At 58.6% G+C, this 12,863-nt stretch carries 12 protein-coding genes; 7 read left to right on the top strand and 5 right to left on the bottom strand.

The window, feature by feature from the left end; genetic code table 11:
• Positions 1 to 50 precede the first annotated feature (50 nt).
• Together KW062_RS26150 and KW062_RS26145 are read left to right on the top strand one after the other, a co-directional pair.
• Positions 51 to 449, top strand: a complete 399-nt coding sequence (locus KW062_RS26150; protein ID WP_105754402.1) for a hypothetical protein — start codon at positions 51 to 53, stop codon at positions 447 to 449.
• A 158-nt stretch (positions 450 to 607) separates the two neighbouring features.
• Positions 608 to 1,228, top strand: a complete 621-nt coding sequence (locus KW062_RS26145) for a tyrosine-type recombinase/integrase (protein ID WP_105754403.1) — start codon at positions 608 to 610, stop codon at positions 1,226 to 1,228.
• 281 nt (positions 1,229 to 1,509) lie between these two features.
• Here the strand turns inward: KW062_RS26145 and KW062_RS26140 are convergent, their stop codons facing one another.
• Positions 1,510 to 2,337 carry a hypothetical protein gene (locus KW062_RS26140; protein ID WP_105754404.1) on the bottom strand — a complete coding sequence of 276 codons (828 nt, stop codon included), beginning with the start codon at positions 2,335 to 2,337 and terminating at the stop codon, positions 1,510 to 1,512.
• Positions 2,338 to 2,838: 501 nt separating this feature from the next.
• Between KW062_RS26140 and KW062_RS26135 the strand changes: the two genes are divergently transcribed.
• Complete coding sequence (locus KW062_RS26135; RefSeq protein ID WP_105754405.1) at positions 2,839 to 3,312, top strand: antitoxin Xre/MbcA/ParS toxin-binding domain-containing protein; 474 nt, start codon at positions 2,839 to 2,841, stop codon at positions 3,310 to 3,312.
• Positions 3,313 to 3,792: 480 nt separating this feature from the next.
• Here KW062_RS26135 and KW062_RS26130 read toward each other — a convergent pair whose 3' ends face one another.
• Positions 3,793 to 4,341 (bottom strand): cysteine hydrolase family protein, encoded by a 549-nt coding sequence (locus KW062_RS26130; RefSeq protein ID WP_105754406.1) that lies wholly within the window; start codon positions 4,339 to 4,341, stop codon positions 3,793 to 3,795.
• Positions 4,342 to 4,436: 95 nt separating this feature from the next.
• On the opposite strand from KW062_RS26130, the gene KW062_RS26125 reads away from it, so the two are divergent.
• The 3 genes from KW062_RS26125 (at position 4,437) to KW062_RS26115 (ending at position 7,454) form a co-directional block, all read left to right on the top strand.
• Positions 4,437 to 5,429 (top strand): GlxA family transcriptional regulator, encoded by a 993-nt coding sequence (locus KW062_RS26125; RefSeq protein WP_105754407.1) that lies wholly within the window; start codon positions 4,437 to 4,439, stop codon positions 5,427 to 5,429.
• Positions 5,430 to 5,605: 176 nt separating this feature from the next.
• Positions 5,606 to 6,715 (top strand): DUF3182 family protein, encoded by a 1,110-nt coding sequence (locus tag KW062_RS26120; RefSeq protein WP_105754408.1) that lies wholly within the window; start codon positions 5,606 to 5,608, stop codon positions 6,713 to 6,715.
• Positions 6,705 to 7,454 (top strand): alpha/beta hydrolase family protein, encoded by a 750-nt coding sequence (locus tag KW062_RS26115; RefSeq protein WP_105754409.1) that lies wholly within the window; start codon positions 6,705 to 6,707, stop codon positions 7,452 to 7,454. The genes KW062_RS26120 and KW062_RS26115 overlap by 11 nt, the downstream gene beginning before the upstream one ends.
• A gap of 1 nt (position 7,455) precedes the next feature.
• Here KW062_RS26115 and KW062_RS26110 read toward each other — a convergent pair whose 3' ends face one another.
• The 3 genes from KW062_RS26110 to KW062_RS26100 are packed head-to-tail and all read right to left on the bottom strand — an operon-like array spanning position 7,456 to position 10,530.
• Positions 7,456 to 8,430 carry a lysylphosphatidylglycerol synthase domain-containing protein gene (locus KW062_RS26110; protein WP_027617701.1) on the bottom strand — a complete coding sequence of 325 codons (975 nt, stop codon included), beginning with the start codon at positions 8,428 to 8,430 and terminating at the stop codon, positions 7,456 to 7,458.
• Positions 8,417 to 9,724 carry a cardiolipin synthase ClsB gene (clsB, locus tag KW062_RS26105; RefSeq protein ID WP_105754410.1) on the bottom strand — a complete coding sequence of 436 codons (1,308 nt, stop codon included), beginning with the start codon at positions 9,722 to 9,724 and terminating at the stop codon, positions 8,417 to 8,419. The genes KW062_RS26110 and clsB overlap by 14 nt, the downstream gene beginning before the upstream one ends.
• Complete coding sequence (locus KW062_RS26100; protein WP_105754411.1) at positions 9,721 to 10,530, bottom strand: endonuclease/exonuclease/phosphatase family protein; 810 nt, start codon at positions 10,528 to 10,530, stop codon at positions 9,721 to 9,723. Before KW062_RS26100 ends, clsB begins: the two co-directional genes overlap by 4 nt.
• A gap of 188 nt (positions 10,531 to 10,718) precedes the next feature.
• Between KW062_RS26100 and KW062_RS26095 the strand changes: the two genes are divergently transcribed.
• The gene (locus tag KW062_RS26095; protein WP_105754412.1) at positions 10,719 to 12,860 is read left to right on the top strand and encodes a mechanosensitive ion channel family protein; all 2,142 of its coding nucleotides are present in this window, start codon (positions 10,719 to 10,721) and stop codon (positions 12,858 to 12,860) included.
• The last annotated feature ends 3 nt before the right edge of the window (positions 12,861 to 12,863 follow it).

Genomic DNA, 12,863 nt, shown 5'->3' with positions numbered 1-12,863 from the left:
GCGCGAACGGCTGTTGTGCACTCTGATCGTGAATTCTAAGGATGCTGAAAATGAGTCAAGCCGAAATGTTCGAAAAACTTGGTGCTCCACTTAACAACGTGCGCTGGTCGTGGGGAAGTGTCAGGGCGTCAGACGGAACTGTTTTTATGCGTGTCTGGCAGGATGGAACGCAGAAAATTGAAGAGAAACGATTCATCTGGATTTCTGAAGAAACCCCACCTTCTCATGACCTAGGGGCTGATGAGCGCTTGCGTCATGTGAAGTTGGTTCAAGCGGGCGCTGCTTGTTATCTGATCATGTGCCAAGCGGTTGACAGCGGTGCGGCACCACGCGCCGTTCAGACTTTTAATAGAAATGAAGTCTTCACGAGTGGAGATATCGTACTTTTTAAGGGGGCTTATTGGCTTGAACTAAAGGGAAGAATTCCTTTGCGCGAAGTCTGCGGCTGATCCTTCACTGAAACTTCTTGACGCCGTATTGGATGATTCCTACAGGTTTGCTTTTGGCCGATCTCCGCCCTTCACGAAGGGCGGCTTCGGGTCGGATAGCGCCCCCCACGCTGTGTGACTGATCCATCCTTGTCCTCCCTCAACGTGGAGGACAAACCATGAACACTATTGCTACATGCAGCCATCAGCCTTGGAACAAGGGAAAGCTTGTCGGGCAGAAAACCCCGCTCCGAGTCAGAGATATTTGGGCCATCCGGGTCAGGCTCCAGCTTGCGGAGAAGACACGGGATCTGGCTCTCTTCAACCTAGCCATCGACAGCAAACTGCGTGCCTGCGACTTAACCAAGCTGCGAGTACGAGACATAGCCCATGGGGAACATGTGTCGTCACGGGCCATGGTGATGCAGCAGAAAACTCAGCACTCAGTGCAATTTGAAATCACTGAGCAAACCCGAACGGTTCTGGAGGCTTGGATGCATCAGGCCCAACTCCGCAGTGAGGACTTCTTGTTTCCGACCCGGTTGCACGACTCAGATCATCTCTCCACCAGGCAATACGCTCGAATAGTCAAAGCCTGGGTGACAGCCATTGGCCTTGACCCAACTATGTACGGTACCCACACGCTACGGCGAACCAAGGCATCACTGATCTATCGCAGGACGAAGAACCTGAGAGCTATCCAACTCCTGCTCGGTCATACGAAGCTTGAAAGCACCGTCAGATACCTGGGAATCGAGGTCGATGACGCCCTGGAATTGGCGGAACAGACCGAAGTCTGACCACCCACTGCGACGGTCGATGCCAGACCGTCGCTGTCCGACCCATACCGGCCGGTCGTAACCGGCAGATATTCACGCAGCGAACAGTTAAGGAATTTATGCCACATTGATTCGATCCCGCAGCCGATGCTGTCCGACTGAGACGCCGAGTCAAGGTCAGCGAACGAGACTGCGTAATTGTGCTCTCTCCGCCATAAGTTGCTCATGCAGCCGGCAAGGGGGTTCATTGCACCCTCCTGCTATTTTGACCAATATGATTGAGATTTGGATACGTTGGAAAATTAGAGCCTTGTGACGTTGAAGCTGTTGCAGCCTTGGGAACCGAGGGGGATTGTCATTTCAGGATCTGCAAACAAATCGACCTGGACGCAGTAAAGCATCAACCCCTTTCCCGTTGACGTAGAGAACAACGTATCAAAATAGCTTTTTGCATAGACTGCGAAGCGTTCGGTGTCGATGTCCTTTGCCACGCTTTCACGAACAGCCCACATGCGTAGGGAGACTTGATAGGCTCTTGTTGCGGAGACTGTTCGCTCAAAACTGCTGGAGCCAGCCCCACGCACCAGGCCTGGATCGCTGATATTCCGGAAAAATGCAGCCGGGAAGGGCCCTCCACGACCTTGCGGTGTTCTCACATTGAAAGCCTGGGCCTTGAAGTCATAGCGGCCTAGTGTGATGACTGCGCTCGCAGTGAGGAATCGAGGCGCGGTTTTTCCAAACTCAGCCCGGTATTTCCTGAAGGCCTCTTCGCCAGCAGACCTGCCTTCTGATGAGCGTCGACGTGCTTCGAACTCATCTTTTGGACTGTCCTTGTTTTCATTGTGCAGAAGCACATATTCCCGTGTGAATTCGGGTAAGTCATAGTTCTGAGCGAGGCCGGCAGTTACCAAAGCGCGGTTTTTGACCTGGTTGACATCTAGCGCCTTGGACTTTTGCTCTTCAGTGAGTGCTTTGGTCTCAAACGGCAAGGTCGTAAGCTTCTCGACCACAGCGGCGTTGTAGGCGTATCGGTTTTGTTTCTGAAAATGAAGTCCAGCAACGATGGCTGAGATGGAGACGGCCATGGCGATAGAAACACCAATGACTGATTTCTTGGTTACTTTGCTCATGCTTTCCCTTTGCTCTACGAGCCGATGTCATCATTTTTGTCTGGCGCGAGTATGATTATCTCCAGTGACTGTATCCAGCTGGAAGCGCAAGCCAAGGTCTCTCAACCACCGCTTGCAAAGAAAGCCGCCCCTCTCAAGGCTTTTTTTGGCTTACGCAAAAGCGGACGCTGGCCAGCGTAAAGATGGGCAGCATGGATCGATGGTTAGCCTTCACGACTGACCGGAAATGGCCGATTTCTGCCTGTCGCCACCGGCAGCTTAGGGCCGATTTCTGGCGGTGTCGGAAGGCTGATCGCGCCTCTAGTGGCAGAAGTATCAGTGAGCGCCGCTTGATTCTATTGACCGTGATTTGCGAGGCGCGAGACTTCTAAGTCAATTCGCATTAAGCAGATATAGCGCTTCCCAGGACCGAGCATTCGAGCAGACGTCTATGAACACAGGCCTTCCAGCGCGACATTTGTCGGTATACTAACGTCAAACATCGCGCAAGGAGGAACGACCATGGTTACCACCGAAGCCCGTACCGTCAAAACTGCACCCGTCAGACGTAAGCCAACCGAATACCTGTTCCGTGCCGATGCCGACCAGCTCAGCGATATCATGATCTACAGGCTCACTATTAAAGGGTTCGCCTTAAAAGACGTGCAGGATATGCTCTCGATCTTGGGTTTGTACTCGAAGCAGACGATCATGAGCCGTATTGTCGGCAAGTCTGTAAGAACTATCCGACGCCAAGGCAGTACCAATCAACCCGCTCAGCTCAATTCTCAGCAAAGCGCTTTAGCATTCCAGTACGCCAAGGTTCTTGAACACGCCATTATGGTATTTGGCACTCAGAAGCTCGCCGATGAATGGCTGGGGCGCCCTTGCAAGTATTTGGAAGGTGACCTGCCCCTGGATGTTATCGATAACCCTGTAGGCTTTCAGATAGTCGAGGACTACCTAGATCGGATTGCCCTTGGTCTTTATCAATAAATCCGTTTCTTGGGGGAACCGTTATGGCGATCTGTACTTCTTGCGGCATCGAATCCAGATCTCATGCGCCTTTGACCGCGTTGGGTCGCTCTTCCTCCCATGCCAGAACATCGACATGCACCTCCTCAATGCTTACGGTGAAGTTGGATAATGCATAAGATTTTTAGCTTTGCCTTTGTAAAAGTTCTCTCTATTTTTTTGACTGAGCAACCCCATCTGCTGACTCGATGACTCATCACGCCGCCTTTTTCGTAAAGTTCAACGAATCAATATGCGATTAAGTTTACGATTTTTTTTACATTTTTCTTAGATTCGCTAGATTTTATTGGCTCAAATGGCCATTTTTCATATGCATGGTATTAATAACGCATATGAAGCAGCGGTAAGTTTCGAGCTGCAAGCGGCAAGCTGATAAAGCAAAACCCGCACTTCGGTATGAAGTGCGGGTTTTTTTATGCCTGGGAAAATGGATTTGCGGACTCAGACAGCGAGAAACTCATCAGCCGACACCACGCTGGCATAAGCAAACGCCAAGGACGCCATGAACGCTGCATGCACTTGCGCCGCCGGCACCGCGACGCCATTGAACTCCAGGTCACGGGTGGCGCAGGCGTCGTGGATCACGGTGACGCTGTAGCCGAAATCCGCGGCTGCGCGGGTGATGCCGTCGACGCACATGTGGCTCATGCTGCCCACGACCACCAGTTCCTTGATGTCCTGTTCGTCGAGGATCGATTTCAGCTCGGTTTCGCGGAACGAGTTGACGAAATGTTTGAGCACCACCGGTTCGTTGTCACGGTTGAGCACTTTCGGGTGCAGCTTGGCGCCGTCGGAGTTCGGGGTAAAAAACGGCGCCTCCTCGGAGGTGAATTCGTGGCGGATATGCACCACTGAATCCCCTGCTTCGCGGAACGCCTGGATCAGGCGGGCGGCGTTGTCAGCGGCGGCGTCGGCACCCACCAGTGGCCATTTGCCTTGGGGGAAGTAGTCGTTCTGGATATCGACTACGATGAGCGCTTGCTTGGCCATGGGTGTTTCCTCTGCAGTGTGTGTGGGCTCAGTATCGAGGCTGCCATGCGCAACGAGAATTGGCCGCACCGACAATAACAAGGGGAAAACTGACAATGGGCGCAGAACGCGCAGTCGTCGAGATGTGCGTGCTGATCTATCCCGGCGCGCAAATGGCCGCGGTCCATGGCTTGACTGACTTGTTCGGCGTGGCCAATCGCATTGCCGCCGAATACCTGAGCGCGCAATTGCCGGTGCTGCGCGTCAGTCATTGGCAGGCGGACGCTGCCCACGCCCCCCAACGTGTCTTCGACAGTGCTCCCGGGCCAGATGGCGGGTTGATGGCGCTGTTGATTCCGCCGTCGATCGCTGGTTTTTCCGAGGGCCAGGCATCTCCGGCGCTGATCCACTGGTTACGCCAGCAACACGCCAGCGGCGCGACCTTGGGCGGGGTGTGCGTGGGTTCGATCCTGCTGGCGGAAAGCGGTCTGCTTGACGGACGCAGTGCCACCACCCACTGGACCTCGGCCAAACAATTCGCCCAGCGTTATCCCAGGGTTCGGCTAAATGCCGAGAAGCCTATCGTCGATGATGGCGACCTGATTACCACTGCCGGCCTGATGGCCTGGTCGGAGCTGGGCTTGCGCTTGGTCGACCGGCTCCTGGGCCCTACCGTCGCGACTGGCACCGCGCGCTTCCTGGTGGTCGAGCACAGCGACAGTGCGAGCCAGTGCGGCAGCAACTTTGCGCCCATTCTCGGTCATGGCGACGGGGCGATTCTCAGGGTCCAGCACTGGCTGCAAGCCAATGGCGCGGTGGAGGTTTCATTGACGGCCATGGCCGAACAGGCGGGTTTGGAGGAGCGCACCTTCCTGCGGCGTTTTCGTGCCGCCACCGGACTGAAACCGACCCAGTACTGTCAGCACCTGCGGGTTGGCAAAGCCCGGGAAATGCTCGAGTTCACCAACAGCACCATCGATCACATCGCCTGGAATGTCGGCTATGCCGATCCGGGGGCGTTCCGTGCCACCTTCAAGAAGATCACCGGGTTGGCCCCCAGCGATTACCGCAACCGATTCGGCGTGTCGCCTGCGGCAGTGGCGCGTTAGTGCCATCGTGCAAAACGCAGGAAAGTCGAGGAGAGTCGTGCAGAATAAGGCAGGCGTTGAGCCAGCACCGAACGCCGTAGTGCCTACCTGGTACTAGCCCCAGACGCATTGAGGTGTTGGCCCGATCCCTGCAATTCCCAAAGCTATATCCATCGAGCGCAGGCGAAGGGGGACGCATGACCCCGAAAAACCGCAACAAACGCGTAGTTGCCCATTCGATCCGACCCCAGGCGCCTCTCCATGAGGTAGAGACTAACCGGAAGCTGGCCCATTGGCTGGCGCAGATCCTCGACTTGCCCTTTGCGGGCAGTTACGACCCGGCACTGCACGGCGGCAGCGATCTGTATCTGCTACCGACTCAGACTCTGGTAGGTGGCACCGCGGCGCGGCAGCTAGGCGTCAGCGGCCCGGAGGACATATGGGGCGGCTACGTCGATCATGACTTTATCTGCACCAAAGCGATCACCCATGGTTTGCTGAACCGCGATGCGATCGCCCCCCAGGGCTGGGCGCCGCTGTTCGCCGAACGGGTGCGCAAAGTGGTTTTGGAGGGGATCAGTGTGTTCTCTCTGGACGATGCCCTGCCTGCTGCCGAGCAATTACTGGAGCGGGGGCCGATTCGTCTCAAACCGATTCACGCCTGTGCCGGGCGTGGCCAGGAGGTGATTCGTAACCTCGATGCCTTCCGGCAACTGCTCATGCGCCCCGAGATTGCCGAACAGTTCACCAGCGGCGTGGTGCTGGAACAGGACCTGAAGAAGGTCATCACCCACAGCGTCGGCCAGAGCTTTTTCGGCGACACCGTGCTCAGTTACTGCGGGCAGCAATACCTGACCGAAGACGGGCAGGGCGAGCAGGTCTACGGCGGTTCGGATCTGTTGGTGGTGCGGGGCTACTACGACGACTTGCTCGGCCTGGATCTGCCTGAAGACTTGCGCCTGGCCATCGAGCAGGCGCAAGTGTTTGACGCCGCCGCGGACGAGGCATACCCCGGTTTCTACGCCTCGCGGCGCAATTACGACATCGCTCAGGGCCTGGATGCCCAGGGCCAACGCTGCAGTGGAGTGCTTGAACAGTCCTGGCGCATGGGTGGCGCCAGCAGCGCTGAAGTGGCCGCGTTGCAATGTTTCGTCAACGACCCCCGGCTGAAGGTGATTCGCGTGTCCTCGGTGGAAACCTATCTCGATTCACCGTTGCCGGCCGGTGCGATAGAGGTGTATCGCGGCCCGGCGGAAAACAGTGAATTTCTTCTCAAATACGTAACGGTCAACTCTTATGACGGCTAGAAGCGAAAGCATTCAAATCGACATCGACGATGAACAGATGAGCGCGACCTTCCTCAGCCCAAAGTCCAAGGTGCCGGGCGTGTTGTTCGTGCACGGTTGGGGCGGGAGTCAGGAACGGGACCTGGAGCGCGCCAAGGGTATCGCCGGGCTGGGCTGCGTGTGCCTGACCTTCGACTTGCGCGGGCACACCGGCGACATCGGGATTCCGCTGGCGCGGGTCACCCGCGAAGACAATCTCAAGGACTTGCTGGCGGCCTACGACCGCTTGCTCGCGCACCCGGCGATCGATACGTCTGCGGTTGCCGTAGTGGGGACCAGCTATGGCGGTTACCTGGCGGCCATCCTCACCACGTTGCGCCCAGTACGCTGGCTGGCGATGCGCGTGCCGGCCCTGTATCGCGACGAGCAATGGCACACCCCCAAGCGCGACCTCGACAAACAGGACCTGCTGGATTACCGCAGTACGCTGGTGCGTGCCGACAGCAATCGGGCGCTGCATGCCTGTTCACAGTTCACCGGTGATGTCTTGCTGGTGGAGTCGGAGACCGACAGCTTTGTACCCCACGCCACCATCATGAGCTACCGCGCGGCGTGCCAGCAGACGCACTCGCTGACTCACCGCATCATCGACGGCGCCGATCACGCCTTGAGCGATCCGGTGGCGCAACAGGCCTACACCTCGATCCTGGTCGACTGGGTGACCGAAATGGTGGTCGGCGAGCGGCTGCGGATTCTGTGAGTCAGGACGGTTTCTTTTCGATCCGCAGCGCCTTGGCCTTGGCTTCCACCACCAGATACATGACCACGGTGATCAACAGCGGCAACAGAAAGTAGATCGCCCGATACGCCAGCAACCCCGCGATCAGGCTACCGCGTGATGCCTGGTGCTGTAGCAGCGCGACGAACACCGCCTCGAGCACACCGAGACCCGCCGGAATATGGGTAATGACGCCGGCGATGGCGCTGATCAGCAACACCCCGAGCACCAATGGGTAATCGAGTTTGCTGGGAAGCAGGGTAAAAATCACTGCCGCCATCAACGACCAGTTCAGCGCGCCCAGGGCCAGTTGCAATATAGCCATGCGCAGCGATGGCAGGTTGATTTCCACGCCACGGATGGCCCATTCGCGTCGACTAGAAAAGCGGCAGGCCGTCAGATACCCGGCACTGAGCAGCAGCAACAGCACGCCCACGCTTTGCAGCGCGGTGCTGCTGAGTTTCCAGCCCGGTGGCATATGCACCAGGCCGCTGCTGAAAATTGCCCCGGCCACTAGCATGTAGCCAAACCAATTGGTGGCCAGACTCAGGCCAAGGATCTTGGCAATGTTGCCCTTGCTGACACCGAGCCGGGAATACAAGCGGTAGCGCATGGCGATGCCGCCAACCCAGGCGCTGAGATTCAGGTTGAAGGCATAGCTGATGACCCCGACTGGAAGGATCTGCCGCCAGGTCAGGTCCTGACGGATGTAGGTGCGGCCAATCAGATCGAAGCAGGCGTAAGTCAGAAAACTCAGCAGCGTAATGGCCGAGGCGATGATCAGCGTGCGCACCTTGAAGTCGCCGAGGGTGTCGAAGACTTCGTTCCAGTCGATGCGCCGGGCGAGCATCGTGAAGAGCACGATCAGCACCAGGAAGAACAGCGCTGTCAGCGGTTTTTTCAGGCGTGCCCAACGTGACGGTGGATGGGCTGCAGCCTGCGATTCAGAGCGATTCATGGATGTCATCAGGCACCTGCGGCATGGGCTTTAAGGGTTGCAGGCGGGGTTTGTGCGCGGGCAAACCGCCAGCCCAGGCAGGGAAATGGCGCAGGCAGTGGAACGCCAGGAAGCCGATGGTCATGCGCCACAGCAAACCACGGGGCGATTCGGGGGCGGGCATGACTTTGCAGTGGTGATTGCTCAGCTCATCGAGGCGCTCGAACAACTCGCGATTGAAGGCCCGGTCGCGGATCAACACGTTGGCTTCAAGATTCAGCGACAGGCTCAGCGGGTCGAGATTACTTGAGCCGACTGTGCTCCAGTCCTCATCCACCAGCGCGACCTTGCCGTGCAGCGGGCGGTCGCAGTACTCGTAGATCTTCACCCCGGATTGCTGCAGGTAGTCGTAGGTCAGGCGGGCCGCGAGCTTGGCCACCAGCATGTCCGGTTGGCCCTGGAGAATCAGCCGCACGTCGACGCCACGCCGCGCTGCATTGCGGATTTCGCGCAGCAGGCGGTAGCCGGGGAAGAAATAGGCATTGGCAATGATCACTCGGCGTTGAGCGCTGCGCAGCACCTGCAGATAAACGTCTTCGATGTCGCGCGGATGCTCGTTGTTATCGCGATAAACCAGCCGCACCTGGCCATCGTGATCGTTGAGCGCCAGCTCCGTGCGTCGGCGCTTGCGGCGCAGCCAGCCATATCGCGCCCGGGAGTGACGGCCACTTTGCAGCAAGGCGAAATGATGAATGTCGACCACCGCCGGGCCCTCGACCTGAACGGCATAATCCTGTTTGGCTTCCGGTCCGAAATCGGCCAGGTGGTCGGCGCTGAAGTTGATACCGCCGATAAACGCAGTGGCACCGTCTACGACCACGATCTTGCGATGCAGGCGGCGGAACCAGTTGGTGCGGATACCCAGGCGTCGCGGCGCCGGATCGAACATTTGCAGGTGCACGTCGGCATCGCACATCGCCAGGAGAAATGCCTGGGGCAGCTCACCACAGCCAAATCCATCGAGACTCACCGTGACACGCACCCCGCGCTGCGCCGCCTCGATCAAAATCTGCTGCAGCTCATTGCCGACCTTGTCGTCGAACAGAATGAAGGTCTCCAGCAGGATTTCGCTTCTGGCCTGGCGCATGGCCTCGAACACCCTGGGGAAGTAGGCTTCGCCGTTCTCCAGCAACTCGACGCGATTGTTGCCGTGCCAGCCATAGTCGAGGTCGCTCAGGGCGCGCTCGATGGCCGGTGTCTCGGCGCTGGGGGCCGCTGGCTCGAAGCGGTTTTTTTCCAGCGGTGCGCTGCTCATAGTTCGATCTCCACGGACAGCGGGACATGGTCGGAAAGGTGCGACCACGGACGCGAGGCCAGCACTTTAGGGCGTTGGGCGGTGAGATTGCGCACGTAGATGCGGTCCAGGCGCAGCAACGGCAGGCGAGCCGGAAAACTGCGCGCGGGCTGGCCGTGATGCTCGCCAAATACCTCGCGCAAGCCCCAGGGCTTGAGCACGCCATCGGCGCGTTGGCGCCAGTCATTGAAGTCGCCGGCGACAATCACCCTGGCGTCTTCCGGCAGCTCGTCGAGGCGCTGCAGCAGCAATGCCAGTTGTTGGTCGCGATGGGCCTGGCGCAGACCCAGGTGCACGCAAATCGCATGCAGCGGTTGCTCGCTGCCCGGCAGGCGCAACACGCAGTGCAACAAGCCACGACTCTCGTGGCCGTCAATACTGACATCCTGATTGTCGTGGCGAATGATCTGGAATTTCGACAGCAGCGCATTGCCGTGATCGCCGGCGGGATACACCGCGTTGCGGCCATAGGCGAACTGCGGCCAGAGGCTGTCGGCGAGGAACTCGTATTGCGGGATGCTCGGCCAATTGCTATAGCGCTGGGGATGGTGTTCGTGGGTGCCGTGGACCTCTTGCAAAAACACCAGGTCGGCGGACACGCTGCGCACCGCTTCGCGCAATTCCGGAAGAATGAAACGTCGGTTCAGCGCGGCAAACCCCTTGTGGGTATTGACCGTCAGCACGGTAAAACGACGAATCGCGGCGCTGCATTCGTGCGCCGTTTCGGGCGCGCCGGCTTGCTCGCCGTTGCTGTCAAACACCGCCATGGATCCTCCCCGCCTGCTAGTCTCGGGCTACCCCTCTGTGAGTGGATGACTGTCAGGCAAGGCGGAAAGTTTCGCTGGCATTACCGGCGGCAGGCTTAGGGGGGTGTGAGAAATTCACGCTGGAACTTGTGGGTAAAGGCTGCGATCTTCTTTAGCCATTGTCATCGTTGAAACAGGAGCGACGCGCCTTGTCTCAGTTCAAAGCCTCGATAGGCCTGGCGATACTCCTGGGTATCGGCAGCACTCAATCGCTCGCCGCCTTGCCCGGGGTGGCCGCCGTGACCGGCAAGGATCCCGCCGCTGCGGAAAAAGCCGAGCCTCTGGTGCAGGGCGGGCTGCTCGGGGCGATCAGTTCGAGCATCGATGACGTCCAGGAAAAACTCGACATCAACGAGCACCTGGTCGAGGCCTGGCGCGAGCGTGCGGATCGCGCGGCGGATGAGGTAGACCAACTGGTCAATCAGCCATCGCCGCGTTCCAGCTGGAGCGTGGCCCGTGACTTTGCCCTGCTGAGTGCGGCTTGGTGTGCGGTGTTCGCCGCACTCTGGGTGCTCGGTGGCCTGTTTGCGCGGCGTTGCGCTCAGTCGCGATGGTTGCGCAATCGTGAGCGTGCCCAGGGCCTGTTGGGCTACGTGCTGCCCTACAGTTTGCCGGCGTTTATCAGCTTACCGGTGACCCTGTATTGCAGCCATTTCCTGCAACCGTCCGCCGGTCGGGCGCTGGCACTGAGCCTGGCTTACGCCACCAGCGCCGGGATTTTCGCGGCCTCGTTATTGCTGTCGCTGGTGGTGCTGTTCAACGTCGGGCACAAGCGCCGCGCAGTGCAGATCATCCGCCAGAATTGTCCACGCCCGTTGTTCGCGATGGGCTTCCTGGTGGCCCTGAGCGATGCGTTGACCAGCCCGCAGATCGCCAACCGCTTGGGCGACAACCTCACCGACAGTATTGCGGTGTTCACCGGCATGTCGGCGTCGATCATCTTTGGTCTGCTGGTGATTCGCTTGCGTCGCCCGGTCGGACAGTTGATCCGTATCCTGCCATTGGCCCAACGACGCAGTCAGCCGGCGTTGCGCGAAACCCTGCGGATATTTTCCGGGGTCTGGTACTGGCCGATTCTGTTGATGGTGCTGGTGTCGCTGATTAACCTGATCGGTATCGGCGATGACAATCAGAAAGTCCTGCGCTGTGCGTTGTTCACCACCATCCTGCTGATTGCCACGGTGTTTATCAGCACCATGCTCCAGCACCTGTTCAAGTCCCCAGGGGCGCTGGCGGTGCAGCGCGGCGGAGCCTACAAGGAGCGCTTCCTGAGCCTGTCCCATGCCTTGTTGCGGATCGTCATGGCGGTGGTGTTTATCGATGTCCTCGGGCGGATCTGGGGCGTTTCGCTGTTCGAATTCGCGGTCAGCAACGCCATTGGTCGTGCCATCAGCGATTCGCTGAGCCGCATCGGCCTGATTTTCCTGGTGACCTGGATGGTCTGGGTGGTGCTCGATACCGCCATCCGCGAAGCCCTCAAACCGCAGATCAGCAAGCGCAATGCGCGCCAGCCCAGCACCCGGATCAAGACCATCCTGCCGCTGCTGCGTAACGCGATCAAAATCATTCTGGTGGTGATCTGTGCGATTACCACCATGGCCAACCTGGGGATCAACGTCGCGCCGTTCCTTGCCGGTGCCGGGGTGGTCGGCCTGGCAATCGGCTTCGGTTCGCAGCAGTTGGTTCAGGACGTGATCACCGGACTGTTCATCATCATCGAAGACACTCTGTCGATTGGCGACTGGGTGGTGCTCGATTCGGGACATGCCGGCACGGTCGAGGGGCTGACCATCCGCACCCTGCGCCTGCGTGACGGCAAGGGTTTTGTGCATTCGGTGCCGTTCGGCCAGATCAAGGCGGTCACCAACCAGTCCCGGCAGTTCGCCTTTGCGTTCTTCTCGGTGCAATTCACCTACGACACCGACGTCGACAAAGCCATCGCGTTGATCCGCGAAGCGGGGCGCTCGATCAGCGACGACCCGTTCCTCAAGTACAACCTGCAAGGTCCGCTGGAGGTGTTCGGGGTCGACAAAATGGACCTCAACGGCGTGGTGCTGACGGCGCAGTTCCGCACCGTGTCCGGTGGTCAGTACGCAGTCAATCGCGCCTTCAACCTGTGCCTGAAGAAGCTTGTGGATAACAGCCCGTGGGTGCATTTCGCGCAGACTTATCCACAGCAGGTGCTGATGCATGAGCGGCATGCGGACAAACCCGAGGACGTTGCGCAGCAGGACGACGGCAGTAAGGACGATTCAGTGCTGGTGATGCCGAAATCGCCGCTGCACACCTAAGCT

It is taken from the genome of Pseudomonas fluorescens (assembly GCF_019212185.1).
Taxonomy (GTDB): Bacteria; Pseudomonadota; Gammaproteobacteria; order Pseudomonadales; family Pseudomonadaceae; genus Aquipseudomonas.
Note: the sequence above shows the minus strand (reverse complement) of the source record. Positions and strands in the feature narration are given on the sequence as shown.